The sequence below is a fragment of the Ornithinimicrobium avium genome (genome assembly GCF_003351765.1).
Classification (GTDB): Bacteria; Actinomycetota; Actinomycetes; order Actinomycetales; family Dermatophilaceae; genus Ornithinicoccus; species Ornithinicoccus avius.
This window is the reverse complement of the sequence record NZ_CP031229.1, coordinates 292,175-315,300: the sequence shown is the minus strand read 5'-3', so window position 1 is coordinate 315,300 and position 23,126 is coordinate 292,175. Positions and strand designations below refer to the sequence as shown.

The following is a 23,126-nucleotide window of genomic DNA, read 5'->3' as shown; positions in this document are numbered from 1 at the left end:
GACCGGCAAGGGCCAGTTGGCCAAGGGGCGGTCTGCGATCTATTCACCCTCAAGGAGACTACTGAACTCGGCAGCTGACAACTTCATTCGTCCGTCGCCTGAGATCATTTCGCCCTTGGCGGTCGGTCGGAAGGTCCCGGCAGGACCTCCAGTGATCACGAATACGCCCGGGGAGATGGGAGACTCGCGCACGAAGAGCAGAACTGTATCCCCCTCCCTGAGGGGTTCCATACCCGAGACAACATACAACTCGCCGCCGACCCAGCCGCCAGCCTGTTGCACGGTGATCTCGGACCCAACGTTCAAGGCCGTCGTGGCAGATCCATCACCACGTGAGAAGTCAACTACTTTGGCGCTAAAGCGAGTCACCGGCAATGCGGCAGCCTTGATTTGGGCCGGAGATGGCGTGTAGTTCGTACCCGCGTACGGATTTATCCGCGGATCGTCACTGGAGTAGTCGGGCGTTTCCCATCCACCTTCAGCTTCTTTTAGGTCTACTAGCACGGCATATTGCGACTGTCGAGTCAACTGATCCACTGAATCGTACTCAGCCCAGTCCATTGCATAGGTAGCCGCGGCTGCAGCACCGCCATCAGCAGTTTCCGAAGTGTCAACGGAGCACGCAACAGTGGAAGCTACAGCCAGAGCAACCACCCCTTGGGCGACTCTCTTGTACCGCCGCAGTTCGCGCCCGCTGTGCCGGTCGTCGTCGTGAGTCATCAGAGAAGTCCTCTCAGTACAACTGGGAAACCCGGTTCCGATCCCACGGCTGAGGCAGGTACACGGTGTTGCGATCGCGACCATGCTTCATGATCGACAGTGAGGTGGTGTTCGGATTATCAGGAAGCGACAATGTATGCCCGAACTCATGCGTGACGACACTCCGAGCGAACGTGTTCCAAGTTCTCGCATCCTCAGCGATACGACGAGAGTTCACATGGATCTGAAAGTGATACTGAGGACTATGCAAGTACCGGACCCAACCGTATGCATCGTCTGAGTACGATCCGACCGAAAGCGTGTTAAGGGAACCTGTGGTGACACGCTGAATATTCACTTCCGGTACGGCGTTCCACGAGTTCGAACTTCTCTGGATGACATCAAGCCATGCCGCACTGTAGTTGCCAGTTTTGTAAGTGAAGTGCGCCGACGGCATCCCGGCATGTGTCGCTACTGGCATGCCAGCTACTGCCAAGACGCTCGCGACAAAAACGGCTGCGGCGCGTTGTTTCACTCTACGAGATAGAGTGACGCGAACCTTCTCTCGACGACTGTGCTCCATTGCACTGCCTCTCTGGTCGGGTCAACGGACGGTACCGTAGGAGGTTGCCCCTGCACAAGGGGCCAGCGGGATTTCGTGTTGCTGCGAATGAGGCCAAGCGCAGTGCTCGGTTCTGCACAGGAACCGGTCCTGGTAGATCGTCTGCTCCTGTTGGAAGGATGTTGGGACCGTGCCGACCCCCGGGCCTATCCCGCGGGCCCGGCATGATGTGCGGGTGGCACGTTGGTACGGTCCAGGATGACCGCATCGGCACCGGACTAGGGGCGGTACGAACGCAGAACTCTGCCGCTGTCGTCGCGTAGCGTCCGACCATGCCGCCGAGCGCTGGTCTGGGGCTATGGATCAGCTGGCAGGTGACCCCTGCGGGCGGCCGGGCTGTCATAGGTGTCGCACGAGGTAGTCGCACCATGCGTCCTCGTCATCCGGACGGGTGCGGTGGTGCAGCCCAGGCCGGGCCCGCGGCGTCTTCTCAGGCGACGGGAAGAGATCGAACAGCTCCAACTGGCCCGGCAGCGGGAAGATCTCGTCGTCCCACTGAACATGTTGCAACACCGGTGCATCGATACCCAGGGCTGAGTCGCGCAGCACGCCGCTGGCGGCCATCGCCTCCATCATAGGGTCTGGGGCGGTCAAGCCGAACTTCCCGAGCACGGGCTTCAGCGTTGGACCGAGCCGTGCGCACACTCCAAGCCCGTAACGCGCCCCCATGGATAGACCGAGGTACCCCACGCGGTCCCCCGTCCAGACCCCAGGCACCGGTGGCGGCCGCAAGCGTCGCAAGCCAGTCCTCAGCCACGCGGGAGTGCACCAACTCAGGCCCTTCATCCAGAACGCGTTGCTGGTATCCCAGAATCCCGTCTCCCGGCGTGGCCCGGTCGCCGTGGAAGGGACCGTCAATGGCGACACAGGCCAGTCCATCGGTCCGTGCCAGGCGCAGCGCGTGACGTTGATGACGCGCGATGGCTTTGTGCCCGCTCCCGCCATGTCCGAGCAGAACCACAGGCGCCCCGAGCGGCCGAGGAGGTAGCCAGGCGACAGCGGGGACCTCACCACGGTCATCTACGACACTGAAACGCACCTCCACCAACCCGTCGATGTCCCTCCTGCTCAGCTCACGCATCTCGGGCATAGCGTTAAGTCAAGCATCGGTCGTGGCTGACAGGGGCAGGCCCGCGGTACTTCTCAGCATCGTTTACTGCCGCATGCTTCGCGGCACGTTTGATCACCGCAAGTCTCTCCGAGCGGACCGGAAACATTTGTGAGAGATCTGGGCTATGGTCCTGTCACCGTCCCGAGTGGGGGACACTGACAAGGAGGTCTCATGATCACCTTCAGACGCGCACTCACGCGAATCGGGGCCCTGCTCGCGACGACAGCGATGATCTTCGGACTCACCGTTGCGCCCGCTGCTGCGGCCCACGTCCACGATTACTCCGGCTACGCAAAGCCGGAGTCACGGCGCCCAGGCCTCGTGGACGGCCACCTACCAGAACAATGTCGGCACGGGTGAGGCCTTCTTCCGCTATGGCGACGGCTTGGTGGACCGCTACGCGACATCGGGCACCACGAAGTACACCATCTACCCGAAGAAGCGCTTCTACCCGTGCTCCTCCACCACGTATACGCAGAAGATGGATACGTGGATCTCGGGCACTCGGACATCTCTGGCCACCGCCAGCACGACGGTGGCTGGAGGCTCTCCTTGCTGAGAGGCGCTCCCGGCCCGGTCCGGCGGTGGTTCCGCCGGACCGGGCCAGCAACAGGAGTACTGCTCCTGGGCGCGACCGCAGTGCTCTCCTCCGGGATTCAGAGCAGCTCGCGCGTGGCCCTGGCAGAGGGCCTCGACGCCAACTGGAGGGGAGCGTTCGACCTTCTGGTCAGTCCGCCCCATGCCGCGCCCGCCCTGTGCGGCACCGCTGTTGGGGGAAGGAGGGTGGCCCCGAACTACTCCGCAAGCGGAGCCGCGCGCACGCTCACGCGGGCGGATCTCGACGCGGTCCGGAAGGTCGCCGGGGTGGAGGTCGCGGCACCCATCGGCATGGTGGGCCAGGTCCAGGGCACGACCCAGCAACTCGTCGTCGCCGTGCCCTACGACACGAAGGACCGTGGGTATCGGCTCGACGCGGCCATCCAGTACGACGACGGTGTGACGAACCGCACGATCGCTGAGGCGGCAGCCCATCTTGTAATGGGCACCAGTCCCGGTGAAGTCCTGTCCGTGGGTGGTGGCACAGCGACCGATGAGGGCATGCTCGCCGGACTGCTGAGTTTTCCCCCGCTGACACAGACCATCGTCGCAGTCGATCCGCAAGCCGAGATGGCCCTGCTCGGGGAGGATGGAGGCTTCCTCTCCGGGCTCGCAACCCTGGCCCGGGACGACCAGCGCACCCTCTCCGAGCTGGGCCCCGCATGGCAAGAGACGGTGCAACGGTGGGACGCAGTCGGGACTGTGCCGGACCCCAGCACCGCGGTGGCCGTGCCGGTCGTCGTCAACGACGAGCCCCAGTTCTCACTCACGGCCAGCATCACGGCCACCGAGCTCGACCTGACCACCGTGGCCTCTCCGCTCTTCGAGGAGGACCCCGTGTCCGGGTCCCCGATGGCCTCTACCGGCCTGGAAGCTGCGTGGCAGGATCTGCCCTCCACCGGGTTTCTGGCCGAGAACAGCGAGGCGTTCGACTCTGCCTTCCTCCCGCTGACCCAGGAGCCGACGACGGTGGCTGCGTCCTGGCTGCCCGGCATGGACACCCTGGGAGTCGTGTCCCAGAGTGTCCTGACGGTCCAGCGGTCCGTGCCGTCCGAGGTCCGTTACGAGCAGCGTCCAGGTGTTGACGGTAAGTGCGCGATACGCGCGGTTCCGGTATCGGATCCGGTGGAGTTCACTTGGCTGCTGGACAGCGAGTGGACGGCCGATGGACCCGGCCCCAAGGGGTCTGTGCTGCTGCCCGTCTACCGCGAGAGCACACCCGCCGAGCAGCCCGCAGACATCGCACCGTTGGTCGTCGGCCGTTACTCCAGCACGTCGGTGGACTCCGGTGTCGACCTGGCCTCGTACGTGCCTCTGGGTGCCTACGAGGTGGGGTCGACGTGGCTCCTCGGCGAGGACCCCACTGCCCAGGTCGACGACTCCCGTCAGCTACGCGCATCTCTCGACGGCCTCGGGCTGACCGCGGCGTCCCCGGGCGCGATCACCGACCTGCAGGGCGGGCTGGACCTCATAGGGCACGACCCGATCGACGCGATCCGGGTCCGGGTCGGGGGGATCTCCGGCTACGACGAGCAGGGGCGCCAACGGGTCGCTACCGTCGCGCAGCAGATCCAGCGCCTGGGACTGCGCGTCAGCGTCGTAGCCGGGTCCTCGCGTGAACCGACGCTCATCGAGGTCCCGAGCTATCCGACGGCCGACGAGCCGGGGCCTCTGGGCTGGGTCGTCCAGGAGTGGTCCACGCTGGGCGCCGCTCGGACGGTCGAGTCCAGCTTTGACGCGGTGGGGCGCAGCCTGCTCTGGCTCGCGCTCCTCACCGCAGGGATGGCCTCGCTGGCAGCGGCGACACTCACCGGGGTGGAGCGCCGCACCGAGGTCGCCGTGCTGCGCCGCCTGGGGTGGCGGAACTCCGACCTGGCGCGCTGGATGTGGTCCGAGCACGCCGTCGGGGCCTCCCTTCTGGCCGCCGCCCTCGCCTTGTCGTGGTGGCTAGCGGCCCGGTCGGGACAGGCCTCGGCGCCGCTGGTCGGGTCGGTCCTGGCCATCACCGCCGGGGTCTACGTGATCGGCGCGTTGCTGTCGTGGTGGACGGCCGTCAGGCGTAACCGGTCTGACGACGAGGCCGCGCACGGCCGGACGAGACCAGCAGCCACCACACCGGCGCGCATGGTCGGGCGCATGACCGTCTCTGCTCCGTTGTCGACCGTGCTCACCGTTGTCGGGGTGATCGCTGCAGGGGCCGGGGCAGGAGCGGCGCACCTGGCGGTGCTCTCCGCTCGGCGGGACGCTGGCCGGACCCGTCTGGCGAGCCTCATCAGCGAGACGCTGCTGCCGCTGCACCTGGCCCTGGTCTTCGTCGGCATCGGGGGCGCCCTGCTCCTGCTCGCCCTCTCCGGCCACGTCCAGGCACAGGTGCGGCGGGTTGTGACCACGGTCCTCGCCTCGGCAGGCTGGACCCCCAGGGCCATCCGCGGGCTGTGGTTCGGCCAGGTGCTGGTCTGCGTCGCTGGGGCGGTCCTGCCCGCCCTGGTCCTGTCCTGGGCCGTGACCCGGTTCGCTGGCAGCTCCTCCGCCTGGCCTGTGGCCACGACGCTCGTCGGGGTGGTCGCCGCCGCGGCGACCCTGCTCCTCTCACAGTGGAAGGTGAGGCATCCATGAGCGAACCGCTCCTCGTCGGTCGCGCTGCACCCGATCCGGTCACGGATCCGGACTCGCGGGCCCGCTCGGCACCAGACCTGATCACCCTGGACGGTGTAAGCCTCTGGTTCGGCCCCGACCAGCAGATCCGGATCGTCGAGGAACTCGATCTGCGGGTCGAACCCGGCCAGTGGCACTGCATCGCCGGGCGCAGCGGCTCGGGCAAGACTTCCCTGCTGCGCGTGGTCGCCGGCCTGGCCGAGCCCAGCGACGGCCGTGTTCTGTGGGCCGGCACGTCCATCAGCGGCTGGTCCGAGGACCGGCGTGCCCTTTACCGCCGGGCCACCATCGGCTACGTCGACCAGGTCAGCGCGGTCATCCCCGGCTTCTCCACCCTGGAGAACGTCCTCATGCCCGCCGTGCCGGGCCGCCGGGCCCACGCCCTGACCGACCGCGCGGCCAATCTTCTCGGCCAGCTCGGCCTCGGCGACCGGACCACGCTCCGGGCCGAGCTACTCTCTGGTGGGGAGCGTCAGCGCGCCGCACTGGCCCGTGCCCTACTCCTCGAGCCGCCACTGCTGGTCCTTGACGAGCCCACTGCGAGCCAGGACCGGGCGACCGCCGACCGGGTCATCGACCAGCTCGCGGCGCTCGTCGACGCCGGCACAGCCGTCATCTGCGCCTCCCACGACCCCCACGTCGTCGCCGCGGCGCAGACCGTTACCCGTCTCGAGTAGGGGCTTGCGTCAGGGCTCCGCGCCGACGTCCCCGAGCAGGACCCAGGCGTAGGCGCCGTGGACCGACTCCTCGTCGGAGGGCTCGTAGAGGCCCGCCCGGACGTCGCGGGAGAGTCGCTCGAAGATCTTGAGGAGTAATTGTCAAGACCTGTGGATCGGCGTGTCATGCGACGTGTTGCTGGCCTCCTGATTCCTCGGGTCGTTCGACGAGGTTGCCGTGCTCGAAGGTGGCGCCGGCGCGGACGAGGGCGACGAGGTGCGGGGCGTTGACCGCGCGCCAGCGTCGTTGCGCGGACTCGATGAGCTTGAACGCCATCGCGATGCCCGCGGCGCGCGAGCCCGGGCCCTTGGTGACGCGCTGGCGGAGGCGGACGGTGGCGAAGGTCGACTCGATCGGGTTCGTGGTGCGCAGATGCACCCAGTGCTCGGCCGGGAAGTCGTAGAACGCGAGGAGCACGTCCAGGTCCTCGGTGATCTTCGCGGTCGCCTTGGGCCACTTCGCGCCGTAGGCCGCCTCGAACGTCTTCGCCGCGGCCTGCGCGTGCTCGCGGTCGGCGGCGTTGTAGATCTCGGCCAGGGAGGCCTTGGCGTCCTTGTGGACCGACTTGGGCAGCGCGTTGAGGACGTTCCCGATCTTGTGCCACCAGCACCGTTGCTCGACGGTCTCGGGGAAGACGTCGCGCAGCGCGCGCCAGAACCCGAGGGCGCCGTCGCCGACGGCTAGGACGGGGGCGGCCATGCCGCGGCGTTTGGCCGAGCGCAGCAGGTCGGCCCAGGACTCGGTGGACTCACGGTGCCCGTCGTCGAGGGTGATCAGCTCCTTGGTGCCGTCGGCGCGGACCCCGATCATCACCAGGAGGCAGACCTTGTCCTGAGTGAGGCGGACCTTGAGGTGGATGCCGTCGACCCAGACGTAGACGTAGTCGGTGCCGGCCAGGGACCGCTGGTTGAACGCGGCAGCCTCGCCCTGCCACTGCTCGGTGAGCCGGGTGATCGTCTTGGCCGACAGGCCGGCCGAGGTTCCGAGGAACTGCTCGAGCGCCGGGACGAAGTCGCCCGAGGACAGCCCGTGCAGGTACAGCAGAGGGAGCACCTCGGCCAGCTGCGGGGACTTGCGGGCCCACGCGGGCAGGATCGCCGAGGCGAACCGTGCCCGCTGGCCGGTGGCCTCGTCGGTGCGTCGGTCGTTGACCCGTGGCTGGCGCACCGGGACCGCCCCGGCAGCGGTGGTCACCTCCCGCGGCGCGTGGTACCCGTTGCGGACCACGAGCCGGTGACCGTGCTCGTCGACCTCGTCGGCGAACCGCTCGACGTACGCGGTGACCTCGGCCTGCAGCGCCGCGGCGAGCATCTGCCTCGCGCCGTCGCGGACGATCTCATCGAGCAGCGACCCGCCGCTCGTGGCCGCGTCGACGTTGGACTCGATCTTCTCCTGGACTACCTTGAGCATGGGCGTACCTTCCCGAGCCGGCGCTCCAACGCCGACCCTGATCAGAACTTGCATGGGCTTCAGATCTTGCTCGGGAGGTACGCCACTTGCACGTCACCCCGCCGAGGGCCATCCAGTCGGGTGGCCGGGGGGATTCTCACCCCCCCGGCTCCCACAGAACCGTGCGTGACAGTCTCCCGTCACACGGCTCTTACCACCCTGTCGGAAGGAAGTCCCGGGTCCAGGCCCAGTGGGCGAACCCACGCGTGTAGCGAGCGACCAGCGCCCGCCACCACGCCTTGACCTTCTTGAACCCATGCAACGCTCGATACTTCTTGCGGGCCCACCGCACCAGATAGGTGTTGATGCGGCGCAGCAGGGGATACAACTCAGAGCGATAGAACGCCCCGTAGTACTGCATCCAGCCCCGCACGATGGGATTCATCCATCGGGCGAGGTCGGTAAGGCTTCCACCGGTGCGCAGGTGGATGCGCCACCTGCGAACCTGTCTGCCCATCGCCACCAGGGCTTCCCGGGACACCGCGGGCAAGAACGAGGCGAACTTCCGCCCGTGCTTGTTCCGCGCCGACCGGGTCCGGAAGGTGTAGCCCAAGAACGTGAACGACTCGTGCTCGTGAGAGCCGCGCCGGTTGTCGTCCTTGCAGTACACGATCTTGGTCTTGTCCGGGTGCAGTTCCAGCCCGACCTCGATCATCCGGGCAGCGATCGCCGAACGCAGCCGCTCTGCGTGGCCGCGTGTGGCGGCATGCACCACCACGTCATCGACGTAGCGTTCGAACTGGACGGAGGGGAACTCCCGGGCCATCCAGGCATCGAACGCATAGTGCAGAAACAGGTTCGCCAGGACCGGTGAAACCGCGGACCCCTGCGGGGTGCCACGGTCTCGGTCCTGAACGCTGCCGTCGGGATGCACCATCGGCGCAGCCAACCAGCGCCGCACGTACAGCACCACCCAACGGTCCTCGGTGTTGGCCTCCACCGCCTTGAGCAGCAGGTCATGGTCGACGCTGTCGAAGAACGCGCGGATGTCCAGATCGAGCACCCAGTCCTTGCTCCAGCATCGTCGCCGGGTCACCGCTACCGCATCCAGGGCCGACCGCCGCGGCCGATACCCGTAGGAGTCAGGGTGGAACATCGGTTCCACCCTGGCCTCCAGCCGGGCCGCGACCACGGTCTGGGCGATCCTGTCCGCGACAGTTGGTACCCCGAGCACCCTGACCTTGCCGTCAGGCTTGGGGATCGGCACCGCGCGCACCGGCGGCGGGAAGTAGGACCCCGAGGACATCCGATTCCAAACCTTGTACAGGTTGCCCCGTAGATCGGCCTCGAACTCCTCGATGGTCACCTCATCCACCCCCGAAGCGCCCTTGTTCGCCTTCACCCGCTCATACGCCTGCCACACCTCCCACTTGGAGATCTCGAACGACTTGCCTTCCGTCAGTGACGTGCTCACCGCGGTTCCTCCCACCCTTGTGGTTGACCCGACGAACAGATCACGGTGGCCTGGCCCCTTCGCTCCACGCCCATTACAGGCACTTCGCCGCTACTACGAGCCAGTCCGCCAACCCATCCCGCATCGGTACTCAGCACCTCGCAGTTTCTGCTGCTTGGTGGTCTTCCTCTCTCCACCCCCACGGGTAGACGTATCGGGATGGGCCTTCCCACGTTCCGTGCAGCAGCCGCAGACCAGGCTCGCGTCGCCTTCATGCCGGACACCACCTGGCCAGTCAGCGGGCTCCCGCCAGGCTCATCCCGGGGACAACCTGAAACCCCGGTTTCGATGTCGTGTTGATTATCATCTCGACACTTCAACGGCGATTCACTCACGTTCGCCTTCCTGATCCCTACCTGACACCTCAACCGGTGCCTTCTCCTCATCGCTCACCACCCCGGCCTTGCAGCCAGGGCAGCATGAGGCGGTTTGGAGCCTCCCCCACGCAGGGCGACTCCGAAGGGCCTTCCTTCATCAGCTGCACAGCACCGTCCTCAGCAACGACTACCTACACATCGCACCTCCGACGTTCGTGGCACACCAGGTTCTGATCATTGCTCGAGGTCCTGCACGGAACAGGATCTACCCGCAGGCGGGGCAAGGCGGCTAGTCACCGGGAGTCTGGCGGCAGCGATGTGCGCGACCCTTTCTCTGGTGTTGCTGACTGGGTGTTCTGGAGGCGGCGAAAGAGAGAAGGCTGCTGCAAGTGAACCGCAGGTCCAGGCCACGGAGCCTGCTCCAACCCGGAGCGCCGGCGGGCCGGCAACGCCGGACTCGGCCCAGGGGGACCCGGATGGTTCAAGCCTCACGGTGACGGCGTGGGGCGTGCCGATCCCGGACGCGCCAATCGACCGGAGCAATGAGGCCGAACTAACTAGGCAGTGGTGGACCGCCAAGGCACAGTGCCTGTCGGACGATGGTTTTCCAGCGTTCTACGACCGGTGAGGGCATCACGATCACTGGCGGCGGCGTCGACCAGAAGGCGGCCCGTCAACCCGCGTCCACAGCCTGCGAGGAGGAGACGACGGCCCAGCTGGGCCCACTGCCGGCGGCCATCCCGTACTCCGTGGAGGAGTTGCGGGCCCAGCACGCGCTTCTGGTTGATTCAGCCAGCTGCTTGGAAGAGGCGGGCTATCCGCCGGCCTCGGCGCCGCCCAGCGTGGACTCCTTCGTGGCGAACGAGCACCTGTTCTATGCGGGGCACGAGCAGGCTGAAGCCAACCGCTGGAGCCCTTACCCGGAGGACCCGAACGCCTACCTGCAGGCCGTGAAGACCTGCCCATACCCCATGGGCCCGCAGATTACGGCTTGGCTCGCGGAGAACTCATGACCATCCGCGACGCACCTCCCGTCGGAACTAGCTAGCTCGGCAGGCGAAAGGCAACACCTGAGGGCCGCATCAAAGACCCGACTCTGCCGCAACCGGGGCGGTGCTGAATGCGTCAGGCGATAGTTTCGAAGTGCAACCGTAGGCCAAGGACATGGGCAACCTTGACCACGGTTGCCAATGAGGGGTTTCCGTCCGCGGAGAGTGCCTTGTACAGGCCTTCTCGGCTCATCCCGGCCTGTCGGGCGATCTCGCTCAGGTTGCGAGAGCGAGCGATGGCTCCGAGCGCGGCAGCGATGACCTTCGGGTCATCCTCGGCTTCTTCCAGGACCGCTTCCAGGTAGGCGGCCACGTCCTCGAAGGTGTTGAGGTAGTCCGCGCTGTCGAAGGGGGCGAATGTCTCGTTGGTCATGGTCGGTTCCTTTTCCATTCGGCGGCGATGTCGTGGGCCTTGCGGATGTCTGTTTCCTGGGTCGACTTGTCGCCACCGGTCAGCAGCAGGACGACCCGGTCGTCGTGGGTCAGGTAGTAGATGCGATATCCCGGGCCGTAGTTGATTCGCATCTCGCTGACGCCCTGCCCGACAGGCTTGACGTCGCCGGGGTTACCCGCCGCGAGCCGGTTGATCCGGACCAGCACGCGCGCGGCCGCACGTTGGTCCTTCAGCTTGCCCAGCCATCGATCGAACGTTGCGGATCGGACGACCTGCACCATATGTGAACTGTAGTTGACACCAAGTTTGTCGTGCAAGCCGTCCCGTGACGCACTGTTTTGCCGCGGGCCGCTAGTTCCGGCTAGTGCCACTTGGCCAAGTGGCGAGCTGCCACATGGTGGTCGGCCGTGCCGCTGGCGACGGCGATGACCAGGTCGTATGCGTCGTCGTCTGGTGCATGGAGATCGATGTCGTTGAGTCCGTAGAACACGACTACCGCGAGCCATCCCAGGCGCTTGTTGCCATCGACGAGCGGGTGGTTTACGACGATGGACTCCAGCAGCGCGCCCGCCTTGGCATCGATGTCTTGGTAGGCGTCATGTCCGAAGACGCTGGAGCTGGGGCGGTGGGCCGCCGAATCCAGCAGGCCAAGGTCCTGGATCGGACCTACGCCCAGGTCCGCTGCCAGGGTGAGCAGGTCCTCGGTCGTCCGTACTCCACGGGTCAGCGTCCGAGACGCTCGAGCAGGTCCGCGTACCGCTCTCGCCCACGTGCGGACAGCTCACGCACACGCTCCTCGTGCCCGCGCCGTGCGGCCGCCTCCCGGATCGCCCGCACCGTCGCCTCCTGCTTGCTGACACCCTCGGCCTCGGCCAGGGCTGCCAAGGCTCGCTCGTCCTCCGGAGACAGTCGCAGAGTCATCGCCATTGGGCCATGGTATCACTCTGGTATCTGACGCTCAGGCCGCGCGTGTGCCGCGGTGGAGACGCTCGCCTCTGTTGCCCGATTCATGCTGTTCAGGGAACACCGCTAAGCACACATGCGGAGGGGGTTCGGCAGGCGCCGGCCTTGCGCCTCGAGCGCTGGGCGTGCGGCAGACGTAAGTGGCCACTCGCGGCTACCCAGCGGCCTTGGGGGATGAGTGCGGCCACACGGGCCGCCCCTCACCCAGGAGACGACCATGGCTGCCACCTTCACCCGCAAGCTCGTGTCGCTGGCCGAGGCGGCCGACGTCCTCGCGGTCTCGACGAAAACCGTTCGCCGCTACATCGCCGACGGGCACCTCGACGCCGTCCGGCTCGGGCGCAAGACGCTGCGGATCAAGCTCGACTCGATCGAGAGGTTCATCGACGCCCGGCCAGTCGGAGGGTGGCGCCGGACCGGCTGAGGGGGTCAGATGCGTGCCCAGAAGCGACCGAGAAGGGTCATGACGGCTCCTCTCGGTCGAGGAGGCAATCAGCTACGAACGATGCATAGTCGCTGCACCCGAAAACGAAAAGGCCGCTGAACTTGCGTTTCCGCAGGTCAGGGGCCTTTTCCCAGCGCTCCCCCGGTTGGACTCGAACCAACAACCTGCCGGTTAACAGCCGGCTGCTCTGCCAATTGAGCTACAGGGGAATGGTGCAGCGAGGACACACCCTAGCAGCCGTCCTGTCCCCTCCCGAAATCCGGTCGTCATCACCAGCGGGCGCCGGTCGGCGCCGGTGGGTCGACGCCGTCAGGGGCGCTGCGGCAGCGGGTCCATGCCGGTCTGGTCGCGCAGCTCCTGCCGGGCCGCCAGCACGCGTGCGGCCAGGTCCGGGTCGCCGGCACGCGCACCGTGACCGAGGATCACCTGCTCGCGCAGCTCACGGGTGCGCAGCACCTTGCGCACGGTGACCCGCGCGGTGCGGCGGGGCCCGAGGTCGACGGCGCGGGTCAGCACGACGCTGGCCGTGGTGCGGTCCCGGAAGACTCCCGCCACGCGTCCGGGGCCGGTCAGCCGCTGCAGCCGCCACCCGCGCGGCTCGTGGCCGTCGACGAAGCTCACCGACAGCGTCCATGCCTCGGGGTCCCAGGCTCCGGTGTCGACCAGGTGCCAGGGCCGGTCCAGCAGCGTCTCCCCCTCGGGCGTCCGCTCCAGCAGTCGCCAGGTGGTGAGCACCACCCAGCGTCCACCGTCGTCCTCGCGCGCACTGGCCAGCACCTGCTCGCCGCGGCCCAGGTCGGCGAGCACCGCCCGGGGCACATCGTCGGGTCGTTCTTCGGGACGCACCACCGGTCCGTCCAGCGTCTTCCTCCGGAAGCGGTCGCGCAGCGCCATCAGCTCATCCTGTCCTTGAGGGCAGCGCGCTCGCGCTGCAGTCCCATCAGCTCCTCGACGAGCCTGCGCGCCTCGGGCGAGCCCTCGGGCTCGCGCTGGGCCATGCCCATCGTCGCCGCGATCCGCTGCTCCAGGCCGGCCAGCCGCACCCGCAGCACCAGGGAGTCGACGTAGACCGTCGGCGGCATCCCGGTCTCGGCGTCCAGGCGGGTCGGCAGCGGGGCGACCGCCAGCTCGTGCACCAACGGCCGCACCAGCGGCGGGGTCTGCGCGAGGACCGCCTGGTTCCAGGCGGCCGCGCTCAGCCCGTCCGCGGCCCAGACGCCGCCGGCCTGCTGGAGGGCGTGCCAGACCGCCTGGTGCACCGGCGCCCGCAGCTGTCCGGCGGGCAGCTCGTCCATGTCCTCGGCGAAAATCGCCAGCGGATACTGCAGCGCGACCTGGAGCAAGTTACGCTCGGCGACCTGCACGGGGTCGGTGAGGTCGGGAGCCGGTGCCGGCGGCCCCTCCTGGCCGGACCCCCCGTGCCCGGACTCGCCCTGGCCGACGGTCGTGGGGTGGCCGCGCGCGGGACGCCCGCGGTCGCCCCTGCGGGTCCCGCTGCGCTGCACCTCGACCGTCAGCGCCGAGGGGTCCACGCCCATCCAGCCGGCCACGTCGCGCACGTACTCCGGGCGCAGGGCGGCGTCCTTGACCCCCGCCAGGATCGGGGCGACGGCCCGCATCGCCTGGACCCGCTCCTGCGCCAGGGTGAGGTCGTAAGGAGCAAGCGTGGTCCGCACCGCGAACTCGAACATCGGGATCGCGCCCTCGACGAGCGCCTGCACGGCCTCCGGCCCACCGCGCAGCCACAGGTCGTTGGGGTCCTGGCCCTCCTCGGCCACCGCGACGAAGGACTGCGCCGCCCAGCGCTCGTCGTGCTCGAAGGCCCGCATCGCCGCCTTCTGCCCGGCGGCGTCGCCGTCGAAGGTGAACACGACGCGCGCCGGCGCCCGGCCCGCCTCGTCGCGAAGGATGCGCCGCAGCATCGTGACGTGGTCGTCGGCGAAGGCGGTCCCGCAGGTCGCCACCGCCGTGCCGACCCCGGAGAGGTGCGCGGCCATCACGTCGGTGTAGCCCTCCACCACGACCGCGCGGCGCTCGGTCGCGATCGCCTTCTTGGCCAGGTCGAGCCCGTAGAGGACGGCCGTCTTCCTGTAGATCGGCGTCTCGGAGGTGTTGAGGTACTTCGCCGCGATCCGGTCGTCGTCGTAGAGGCGGCGTGCCCCGAACCCGACGGTGTCGCCGGCGATCGAGCGGATCGGCCACATCACCCGGCCCCTGAAGCGGTCGTACAGACCGCGCGAGCCCCGGCCGACCAGACCGCCGACGACCATCTCCTGCTCGGTGAAGCCCTTCTCACGCAGGTGGCGCGCGAGAGCCTCACCGGAGTTCGGGGAGTAGCCGACCATGAACTGACGGGCGTGGTCGCCGTCGAAACCCTTGTCGCGCAGGAACGCCCGGGCCGCCCGTCCCTCGGGACCGTCCAGCAGCGCATGGTGGTAGAACTCCTCGGCCACCCTGTGCGCCTCCATCAGTCGGGTCCGCTGCCCGGTCGGGACGGTCTGCCCGTCGTCGCGCCCGCCCCTTGTGCCGGGACCCGTCTCGTCGTAGCGCAGGGTGATGCCGAGCCGGTCGGCCAGCCGCTCGACGGACTCGGCGAAGGTCAGGTGGTCGATCTTCTGCACGAAGTCGAGGACGTCGCCGCCCTCCTCGCAACCGAAGCAGTGGAAGTAGCCGACCGCCGGACGCACCGTGAAGGAGGGCGTCTTCTCGTCGTGGAAGGGGCACAGACCCTTCAGGGTGCCCACTCCCCCGCCGCGCAGCGTGACGTGCTCGCGCACGACGTCCTCGATCGAGGCGCGGTCCTTGACGACCTGCACGTCCTCGGGCTTGATCCGACGGGCCATCACGCACCTCCTCGGCAGCACCGGCCTGGCAAAAAGAATCTGGTTGTGGGAAGGAGTCTAGGTCGGGCAGCGTTGGCCCTCTGTCACCCGCCCACAGGCGGGTGCCCGGCGGCCCGTCAGGACGGACGACGGACGCACCGGGGACGACCCACGACGACATCGAAGGTCTGACCACCCATGCACGAGCCTCTCCCCGCGGCGACGACCACGGTGCTGCGCACCCTCGTCGTGGCAGCCTTCGTCGTCATCCTCAACGAGACCCTGCTGGTCAACGCGCTGCCCCAGCTGATGGACTCCCTGCGCATCGACGAGCGCGCCGCCCAATGGCTCTCGACCGGCTTCATGCTCACCCTGGCCGTGGTCATTCCCACGACCGGCTGGCTGCTCCAGCGGCTCGGGGTGCGCTCGGCGTTCCGCCTGGCCATGGGCCTGTTCATCCTCGGCACGGCCGCCTCCATCGTCGCGCCGAGCTTCCCCTTCCTGCTCGCCGGCCGCGTCGTCCAGGCCGGCGGCACCGCGATCATGATGCCGCTGCTGATGACCACGCTCATGAACCTCGTGCCGCCGAACGCGCGCGGCCGGATCATGGGCAACGTGACGCTGGCGATCGCGGTCGCCCCGGCGCTGGGCCCGGCCGTCTCCGGCCTGGTCCTGCAGTGGCTCGACTGGCGCTGGCTCTTCGGCCTGGTGCTGCCGATCGCGGTCGTCGTCGCCCTGCTCGGCCTGCGCGCGCTGCGTGTCGCGGAGGTCACCGACCCCGACGGTCCCCGGCCCCGCCTGGACGGCCTCAGCGTGGTGCTGACCGCGGTCGGCTCCGGTTCGCTCGTCTACGGCCTCGCCGAGGCGGGCGGCGGCACCGGGGAGGGTCCGGCCCCGCTCCTCCCCGCTCCCGTCGCGGTCCTCGTCGGCCTGCTCGGACTGGCGCTGTTCGGCTGGCGCCAGCTGCGGCTGCAGCGCTCCGGCTCCCCGTTGCTCGACCTGCGGGTGCTGCGCCACGGCCAGTACACCGTGGCCCTCGCCCTGAGCTCGCTCGCCTTCATGAGCATGATGGGGCTGATGATCCTGCTGCCCCTGTACCTCCAGCAGGTCCGTGACCTCTCGGTGCTCCAGACCGGGCTGCTCCTCATGCCCGGCGGCCTGATCATGGGCCTGCTCGGCCCGCGGGTCGGCCGCTGGTTCGACCGTCTCGGCGGCCGGCCGTTGGTCATCCCGGGCGCGCTGGTCCTGCTCGTGGCGCTGGTCGCAATGACCGCGGCGACCCTGTTCGACCCATGGTGGCCCTTCCTCCTCGGGCATGTCACCGCCAGCGTCGGTCTTGCTCTGATGATGACCCCCGCCTTCACCGGCGGTCTCGGCGCGCTGCCCCGGCACATGTACGCCTTCGGCAGCGCCCTGCTCGGCACCGTCCAGCAGGTGGCCGCCGCCGCCGGCACCGCGCTGTCCATCGCCGTCCTCGCCTGGCGCCAGGCCGCACTCCTCTCCGGCGGGAGCGTGCCGGACACCGCGATGGAGGCAGGCGTGCGCGCGGCACTCATCGTCGGTGTCGGCCTCGCCGTGGTGGTCGTGCTCGTCTCGCTCTTCGTGCGCAGTGGCCCCGGTGGCGAGCCGGTCGGCGCCGGCTCCCCGGAGGAGGAGGCGACCGTGGGAGACCCCGAGGCCACCGACGGGACGGACGGCACCGACGAGAGCCAGCTGCATACCCCCGCCTCGCTAGGCTGAGGCATGGCCTCCCCCACGAGCCCGGCGACGCAGGTCGAGGTCGGTGGACGCACGGTGCGGATCAGCAACCCGGACCGGGTCTACTTCCCCGACCCCGGACTGACCAAGCTCGACCTCGTCCGCTACTACGAGTCGGTCGGCGACGGGATCGTCAGGGCACTGCGCGAACGGCCGTGCATGATGCACCGCTTCCCCGACGGCATCGCCGGGGAGCGGGTGCACCAGAAGCGGCTGCCCCGCGGCGCGCCGGACTGGGTGGAGACGGTCCGTGTCACCTTCCCGCGGTGGAACCGGACGGCCGACGAGCTGTGCGTCACCGAGCTGGCGCAGGTGGTGTGGTCGGTGCAGATGTCGTGCGTGGAGTTCCATCCGTGGAACAGCCGCCGCGGCCACGTGGAGCAGCCCGACGAGTGGAGGATCGACCTGGACCCCGGCGACGACTGCGACTTCGCCACCGTCCGTCGGGTATGCGGTGTGGCCAAGGAGGTGCTCGACGAGCTGGGGGCGGTGGGCTGGCCGAAGACGACGGGCAGCAAGGGCATCCACGTCTACGTGCGCATCCCTCCCGATCACGGGTTCGGCGACGTGCGCCGGGCCGCGCTGGCCTTCGCCCGCGAGGTGGAGCGACGCACGGACGAGGCGACGACGACGTGGTGGCGCAAGGACCGGGACCCGCGCAAGGTCTTCGTGGACTTCAACCAGAACGCCCGGGACCACACGATCGCTGCGGCCTACTCCGTGCGCGCGACCCCCGACGCGCGGGTCTCGGCGCCGATGACGTGGGATGAGGTCCCCGACTGTGACCCCGGCGACTTCACGGTGCTGACGATGCCGGCCCGTTTCGGCGAGCTGGGCGACCTGCACGCGGGGATCGACGACGCCGTCTTCGACATCGCGCCGCTGCTGGAGTGGGCGGCGCGCGACGAGGCCGAGGGGGCGGAGCCGGCTCCGGAGCCGGACCCTGACTGACCCGTCGGCCGCCGCCCGTCAGTGGGTGGGCGGTCGCGCCGGCAGCCGGACGCGCATGACCGTGCTGCCCGTCTCGGACTCGATCTCGATCGCCCCGCCGTGCCGCTCGACGACGATGCGTCGGGCGATGTCCAGGCCCAGGCCGGTCCCCTTGCCCACCGGCTTGGTCGTGTAGAACGCCTCGAACGCCCTGCCGACGACCTCCTGCGGCATGCCTGGGCCGGTATCGGCGATCTCGACCACGACCCCGCCGTCCTCGCCCGGGCGTGACGTCAGACGCAGGGTCCCGCGGCCGTCCATGGCGTCGATGGCGTTGTCGACGAGGTTGGTCCAGACCTGGTTGAGCTCACCGGCGAAGGCCTCGATGCGCGGCACCCCCTCTCCGTAGTCGCGGACCACCTCCACGCCCTCCCTGAGCCGGTGGCCCAGGACCAGCAGCGTGCTCTCGATGCCCTCGCGCACGTCGAGGCGCTGCAGTGCCGCGCGGTCCAGCTGGGAGTAGGACCGCACCGCGGTGACGAGCTCGGAGATCCGTCGCGTGGACTCGGCGATCTCGGCCCGCAGCATGCCGCTCTCCAGGCTGCTGACGATCCAGTCCAGCCCGGCCTGCACGGCGCCCCGTCCGACGACGCCGACCAGCTGGTCGCACCAGGCCACGTCGGCGCTGGCGCTGGCCAGCACCGGGGCCAGCTCCCAGGTGCGGTCGGCCCCGTCGCGCTCCAGGCGCTCGACGAGCACGTCCTCGAGGTCGGCCAGGTCGACGTGCGGCGGTGCCGGCCGGGCGGCCAGGTCGCGTCGCAGCGTGTCGAGAGCGACGAACTGCTCCGGGGAGATGCCGTGCTGGCCCAGCTCGGTCAGCGAGCTCAGCAGTCGGTCGTCGGCCGCCCCGAGCGAGTCGACGGCGCGGGCCGCCGCCGCCGCGGGGTTGTTGATCTCGTGGGCGAGGCCTGCGGCGAGCTTGCCGAGCGTGGCCAGCGCGTCACGCTGGCGGGCGGTGGCCTCGATGTAGAGCGCGAGCCCGTAGAGACCCCGGATGAGGTGGCCGCCGAACGGGAACCAGGCGTCGGTGAGGTCGCGCAGGGCCGTCGAGGGGACCTCCAGCATGCGGCCCGGCCCGGCCCCGATCCCGGTGGCGAGATAGACGCCGGACTCGACCCAGGCGCGGAAGCCGCCGGCCCACTTGCCGGGCGCGTCCATCCGTCCGACCAGCATGTCCTCGTCGGTGGTGCGGCGGCGCAGGTCGACCTCGCCCTCGACGAGCACCCACCAGGAGTAGGCGTAGGCACCCTCGGCGAACAGCAGCTCACCCCGACCGAAGGACGTCTCGCGCCCGGCCGCGACCAGCTCGGCCAGCTGCTCGAGGGTAAGGCCGGCGAAGAGGTCGATGGCCCGGAGGTCCTCTGCGTGCACGGCTCTGCCTCTCAGGTGGTGGCGAGATAGCGGTGGACGAAGTGGACCGCCATCGCGCCCTCGCCGACGGCAGAGGCGACCCGCTTCATGGAGTCCAACCGCACGTCGCCGGCGGCGAACACCCCGGGCAGGCTCGTCTCCAGGGCGAAGGGGGGACGCTCCAGGCCCCATCCGTGCCCGTCGGCGTGCGCCAGCTCGGGCCCGGTCAGCACGAAGCCCTTGGTGTCGCGCAGCACGGACTCACCCAGCCAGTCGGTGCGGGGGACCGCGCCGATGTAGGCGAACACCCAGCTCGTCGCGACCTGCTCCTCCTGCCCGGTGTCCCGGTCGCGCAGCGTGATCTCCTCCAGGTGACCGTCGCCCCGTCCCCGGACCACCTCGGTGCGGTGCCGCACCTCGATGTTCTCGGCCGCCTCGATCCGGTCGACCAGGTACCGCGACATCGAGGCGGCCGTCGACTCGCCGCGCACCAGCACGACAACCTTCCGGGCGTGCCGCGCGAGGTTGAGCGTGGCCTGCCCGGCGGAGTTCGCGGCGCCGACGACGTAGACCTCGTCGCCCTCGCACTGGCTCGCCTCGCTGGCGGTCGCCCCGTAGTAGACGCCGCGCCCGGTGAACTCGTCGAGCCCCTCACCCTCCAGGCGGCGGTAGGAGACACCGGTGGTGACGACCAGGGCCCGGGCCTCGATCTCCCCCTCGCCGTCGAGCAGGACCGCCCGCACGGGCCCGCGCTGCTCCAGGCCGACGACGTCGCGGGCCACCACCATCTCGGCTCCGAACCGGGCGACCTGGGCCACTGCTCGGTGCGTCAGATCGGCACCGCTCAGTCCGCGCGGGAAACCGAGGTAGTTCTCGATCGCGGCGCTCTGCCCCGCCTGGCCGCCGGGCGCCTCGCGCTCGACGACGACCGTGCTCAGCCCTCGGACGCGGCGTACACGGCCGAGGCCAGGCCGGCGGGCCCGCCGCCGACGATGCACAGGTCGTAGAGCGGCTGCTCGGCCCGGGTGCGCAGGCCCAGCGCCGTGGCCAGCTCGGTGCTGCTGGGTGCCTTCAGCGTCGGGCCGTCGGGCAGCAGCACGAGCGGGAGGTCCGCCGGACCGGCCTTCGCCGCCGCGCGCAGCCGCTCCCCCTCCTCGTCCTGCTCGACGTCGATCCACCGGTAGGGCACGTGGTTGCGCACCAGGAAGTGCTTGGTCAGGTGCGCCTCCTCGGACCACCGGACGCCGACGACGCGGACCTGCGACCTGAGGTCGGGGTTGGCGTGCCGCCAGTCGTCGAGCAGGTCGTCGACGACCGGGTAGAGGCGCTCCTGCGGCGGGTCCCACGGCTTGAGCAGGTAGTGGTCCGGCCCGACGTCGTTGATCGCCCGGATCGCGGCCTCGGTATCGGCGTAGGCGGTGAGGAGCAGCTGCTTGGCACCGGCCGCCTGCGGGCGTGCGCGCTCCAGCAGCTCGATGCCGCTCATTCCCGGCATGCGCTGGTCGGTGACGATGAGGGCGACCGGCTGCTCGCGCAGGGCGAGCCGGTCCAGCACGTCCAGCGCCTCCTGGCCGGACGTCGCACCGATCACCCTGTAGTCGGCGCCGTAGCGCTGGCGCAGGTCGCGTGTGATGGCTGCGGACACCATCGGGTCGTCGTCGGCCGTCAGGATCGCTGGCTTGCTCATGCGTGCCCTTCCGACGTCACGAACTAGGTGGAGCATAGGCCGTCGGGCGTCGTCGGCGCCAGGGTGCGCGGGCCACCGCCGGAGGGCGGCTCAGCCGGTCCGCACGTCCACGACCAGCCGCAACGGGTCGTGCAGCACGAAGACGCGGTAGGGACGGGGCTCGCCCCGCACCCCGACGAACACCTGCAGCGTGCCCTCGAAGGGCGTCGTCCGCCGCACCTGGACCACCCCGCCCAGGTCGCCGGGTTCGAGCACGAGGGTGCCGTCCGCGTAGACGTCCGAGCCGGGGTCCGGGTAGGCCATGCCGGTGAGCACGAGCCCCAGGACGCTGTCGCCCGCGACCCCCGCCGGTGCTCCGGAGCCGTCGAGGGTGGGGGCGTCGGTGTAGGCCGCCCGCCAGCCCGGGTCGTCGGTCCCGGTGAGGTCGAGGACCACCCGGTCGAACCCGTCGTGCCGTCCGGCGCGGAGCGTGGGGGCGAACAGGTCGCCGCCGGCTCCCGGCCACGGCTGGCCCACCGACTCCTCCAGGGGGTCGACGAACGCCGGCCCGGCGACGGCGCCCGGGGCGCCGGAGGCGGTGCCGCCGCTCGTGGGCGCGGTGGTGCCGTCGGCGCCGGTCGGGGCCGCCGTGCCGTCCGAGCTCCCCGTGGGCTCCGGGCGCTCGGTCCTCGGCGCGTCGGTCCTCGGCGCGTCGGTCCTCGGAGCGTCCGTGCTCGGCGCGTCCGTGCTCGGCGCGTCGGTCCTCGGCGCGTCCGTGCTCGGCGCGTCCGTGCTCGGAGCGTCCGTGCTCGGCTCGTCCGTGCTCGGAGCGTCGGTGGTGGACGCCGGAGGGACCACCACGGAGACGAGCAGCCAGTCGTCGCCGAGCTCGCGCAGGTAGCCGCCCCGGGAGAGCGTGTGGATCCAGAAGTCCTCGGCGGCCTGCGCGTCCTCCGGGCAGCCCTGGTCGTCGGTCGCCAGGTCGCCGGCGGGGAAGCGTCCCTCCGCGGACAGCGTGAGGTCCTGCTGGAACCAGCCACCGCCGCAGTCGTCCGCGGCGAAACCCCACCCGCGCCCGGCAGCATCGCCGAACTCCAGGGTCGTTCTTCGCGGGTCGGCGCCCACCACCTCTGCCGCCGGGGTGCTGGTCCCCCACAGGTCCTCGGCCAGGACCCAGGAGGTGCCCTCCAGCGCGCCGGCCGACGGGACGGTGGGCTGCTCCGTCCCGCTCTGCGATGACTGCGCGCCGACGACGTCGGGCGCTGCGAAGACGAAGGTGGTGTATCCGTCCGGCACCGCGGCCGGGGCGGTCGGCGCCGTGCCGGACCCGCCCGCCAGGCCGGTCTGCACCGCCACGCCCACGGCGGTGACGATCGCCGCGCCGGCGACGATCGCCGCACCCGCCCCGCGGCGGGCGCGCCGCCGCCGACCCGCGGCCCACTGACGGTCCACGTCCATCCCGCCCCCGAGGTCCGCGCCGCCGTCCAGCAGGTCGGCGGCACCGTCCAGCAGGTCATGGAGCTCCCGATCCCGCAGCTCGCTCATCGTGTGCCTTCCTTCTCCCGCTGCTCGGCCCGCCCGGCCGTCAGCTCCTCGCGCAGCCGGGCCACGGCCTGGTGGGACAGGCTCTTGACCGTCCCGATCCTGATCCCCATGACCTCGGCGGTCTGCGCCTCGGTCAGGTCCTCGAAGTAGCGCAGGACCAGCGCCGCCCGCTGCCGTGGCGGCAGCGTCCGCAGTGCGTCGTGCACCTCCTGGTCCCTGGCGCGCTCCTCCGTGCCGTCGGCCATGGAGCGCTCGGGAAGGTGACCGGAGACCACCTCACGCCGGGTCCTGCGCCACAGCGAGACCCGCTGCCGGTAGATCACCCGCCGCACGAAGGCGTCGGGGTGGTCCACCGACTCCCACCGTGAGGCCAGGGCGACGAGCGCCTCCTGCAGCAGGTCCTCGGCCGTCGTCGCGTCGCCGCACATGAGGTAGGCGGCGCGCCGCAGCTGGGCCTGCCGGGCCAGGACGAAGTCGGTGTACGCCGGGTCGGTCGTCACCATGTCTGCCCTGACCTCTCACTC

General features: G+C 69.7%; 21 protein-coding genes and 1 tRNA gene. 6 read left to right on the top strand and 16 right to left on the bottom strand.

Annotated elements, in window-relative coordinates; all coding sequences use genetic code 11:
• Positions 1-39: 39 nt before the first annotated feature.
• Both DV701_RS18085 and DV701_RS18080 read right to left on the bottom strand, forming a co-directional pair.
• Complete coding sequence (locus tag DV701_RS18085; protein WP_162802748.1) at positions 40-720, bottom strand: hypothetical protein; 681 nt, start codon at positions 718-720, stop codon at positions 40-42.
• A gap of 940 nt (positions 721-1,660) precedes the next feature.
• Entirely contained in the window at positions 1,661-1,885 is a 225-nt protein-coding gene (locus DV701_RS18080; RefSeq protein WP_162802747.1) for a hypothetical protein, read from the bottom strand.
• Between the two features lie 1,219 nt (positions 1,886-3,104).
• On the opposite strand from DV701_RS18080, the gene DV701_RS01450 reads away from it, so the two are divergent.
• Both DV701_RS01450 and DV701_RS01445 read left to right on the top strand, forming a co-directional pair.
• Entirely contained in the window at positions 3,105-5,645 is a 2,541-nt protein-coding gene (locus DV701_RS01450; protein ID WP_162802746.1) for a hypothetical protein, read from the top strand.
• Positions 5,642-6,361: an ABC transporter ATP-binding protein gene (locus DV701_RS01445; protein WP_114926777.1), complete on the top strand. Its 720-nt coding sequence runs from the start codon at positions 5,642-5,644 to the stop codon at positions 6,359-6,361. The genes DV701_RS01450 and DV701_RS01445 overlap by 4 nt, the downstream gene beginning before the upstream one ends.
• Before the next feature lie 163 nt (positions 6,362-6,524).
• Here the strand turns inward: DV701_RS01445 and DV701_RS01435 are convergent, their stop codons facing one another.
• Together DV701_RS01435 and ltrA are read right to left on the bottom strand one after the other, a co-directional pair.
• Positions 6,525-7,811, bottom strand: coding sequence for an IS256 family transposase (locus DV701_RS01435; protein ID WP_114926776.1), 1,287 nt, complete (start codon positions 7,809-7,811; stop codon positions 6,525-6,527).
• A gap of 190 nt (positions 7,812-8,001) precedes the next feature.
• The gene (gene ltrA, locus DV701_RS01430) at positions 8,002-9,264 is read right to left on the bottom strand and encodes a group II intron reverse transcriptase/maturase (protein WP_202863595.1); all 1,263 of its coding nucleotides are present in this window, start codon (positions 9,262-9,264) and stop codon (positions 8,002-8,004) included.
• 955 nt (positions 9,265-10,219) lie between these two features.
• On the opposite strand from ltrA, the gene DV701_RS01425 reads away from it, so the two are divergent.
• Positions 10,220-10,633 carry a hypothetical protein gene (locus DV701_RS01425; RefSeq protein ID WP_114926775.1) on the top strand — a complete coding sequence of 138 codons (414 nt, stop codon included), beginning with the start codon at positions 10,220-10,222 and terminating at the stop codon, positions 10,631-10,633.
• Between the two features lie 112 nt (positions 10,634-10,745).
• On the opposite strand, the gene DV701_RS01420 is transcribed toward DV701_RS01425, so the two are convergent.
• From DV701_RS01420 to DV701_RS01405, 4 genes are all read right to left on the bottom strand, one after another.
• Complete coding sequence (locus tag DV701_RS01420; RefSeq protein ID WP_114926774.1) at positions 10,746-11,042, bottom strand: addiction module antidote protein; 297 nt, start codon at positions 11,040-11,042, stop codon at positions 10,746-10,748.
• Positions 11,039-11,344, bottom strand: a complete 306-nt coding sequence (locus DV701_RS01415) for a type II toxin-antitoxin system RelE/ParE family toxin (RefSeq protein ID WP_114926773.1) — start codon at positions 11,342-11,344, stop codon at positions 11,039-11,041. The genes DV701_RS01420 and DV701_RS01415 overlap by 4 nt, the downstream gene beginning before the upstream one ends.
• A gap of 80 nt (positions 11,345-11,424) precedes the next feature.
• A complete protein-coding gene (locus DV701_RS01410; protein ID WP_324616623.1) occupies positions 11,425-11,724 on the bottom strand; it encodes a type II toxin-antitoxin system death-on-curing family toxin in 300 nt (99 codons plus the stop codon).
• Positions 11,725-11,786: 62 nt separating this feature from the next.
• Entirely contained in the window at positions 11,787-11,984 is a 198-nt protein-coding gene (locus tag DV701_RS01405) for a CopG family transcriptional regulator (RefSeq protein ID WP_228255154.1), read from the bottom strand.
• Positions 11,985-12,243: 259 nt separating this feature from the next.
• Here DV701_RS01405 and DV701_RS01400 point away from each other — a divergent pair, with 259 nt between their 5' ends.
• Positions 12,244-12,450 carry a helix-turn-helix domain-containing protein gene (locus tag DV701_RS01400; protein WP_114926771.1) on the top strand — a complete coding sequence of 69 codons (207 nt, stop codon included), beginning with the start codon at positions 12,244-12,246 and terminating at the stop codon, positions 12,448-12,450.
• A gap of 157 nt (positions 12,451-12,607) precedes the next feature.
• Here the strand turns inward: DV701_RS01400 and DV701_RS01395 are convergent.
• From DV701_RS01395 to dnaG, 3 genes are all read right to left on the bottom strand, one after another.
• A tRNA-Asn gene (locus DV701_RS01395) sits at positions 12,608-12,680 on the bottom strand.
• Between the two features lie 100 nt (positions 12,681-12,780).
• A complete protein-coding gene (locus DV701_RS01390) occupies positions 12,781-13,365 on the bottom strand; it encodes a hypothetical protein (protein WP_114926770.1) in 585 nt (194 codons plus the stop codon).
• On the bottom strand, positions 13,365-15,314 hold the full coding sequence (dnaG, locus tag DV701_RS01385) for a DNA primase (protein ID WP_114926769.1): 1,950 nt from the start codon (positions 15,312-15,314) through the stop codon (positions 13,365-13,367). The genes DV701_RS01390 and dnaG overlap by 1 nt, the downstream gene beginning before the upstream one ends.
• 177 nt (positions 15,315-15,491) lie before the next feature.
• Here dnaG and DV701_RS01380 point away from each other — a divergent pair, with 177 nt between their 5' ends.
• Both DV701_RS01380 and ligD read left to right on the top strand, forming a co-directional pair.
• Positions 15,492-17,033, top strand: coding sequence for an MDR family MFS transporter (locus tag DV701_RS01380; RefSeq protein WP_114926768.1), 1,542 nt, complete (start codon positions 15,492-15,494; stop codon positions 17,031-17,033).
• Positions 17,034-17,036: 3 nt separating this feature from the next.
• Positions 17,037-18,002, top strand: coding sequence for a non-homologous end-joining DNA ligase (gene ligD / locus DV701_RS01375; protein WP_114926767.1), 966 nt, complete (start codon positions 17,037-17,039; stop codon positions 18,000-18,002).
• 18 nt (positions 18,003-18,020) lie between these two features.
• Here ligD and DV701_RS01370 read toward each other — a convergent pair whose 3' ends face one another.
• The 5 genes from DV701_RS01370 to DV701_RS01355 form a co-directional block, all read right to left on the bottom strand.
• Complete coding sequence (locus DV701_RS01370; protein ID WP_114926766.1) at positions 18,021-19,412, bottom strand: ATP-binding protein; 1,392 nt, start codon at positions 19,410-19,412, stop codon at positions 18,021-18,023.
• Positions 19,413-19,423: 11 nt separating this feature from the next.
• Positions 19,424-20,389, bottom strand: coding sequence for an NAD(P)/FAD-dependent oxidoreductase (locus tag DV701_RS18630; RefSeq protein WP_228255153.1), 966 nt, complete (start codon positions 20,387-20,389; stop codon positions 19,424-19,426).
• Entirely contained in the window at positions 20,326-21,078 is a 753-nt protein-coding gene (locus DV701_RS18625) for a response regulator (RefSeq protein ID WP_228255152.1), read from the bottom strand. Before DV701_RS18625 ends, DV701_RS18630 begins: the two co-directional genes overlap by 64 nt.
• Before the next feature lie 90 nt (positions 21,079-21,168).
• Positions 21,169-22,602: an AMIN-like domain-containing (lipo)protein gene (locus DV701_RS01360; protein ID WP_114926765.1), complete on the bottom strand. Its 1,434-nt coding sequence runs from the start codon at positions 22,600-22,602 to the stop codon at positions 21,169-21,171.
• Entirely contained in the window at positions 22,599-23,105 is a 507-nt protein-coding gene (locus tag DV701_RS01355; RefSeq protein WP_114926764.1) for a SigE family RNA polymerase sigma factor, read from the bottom strand. Before DV701_RS01355 ends, DV701_RS01360 begins: the two co-directional genes overlap by 4 nt.
• Positions 23,106-23,126 lie beyond the last annotated feature (21 nt).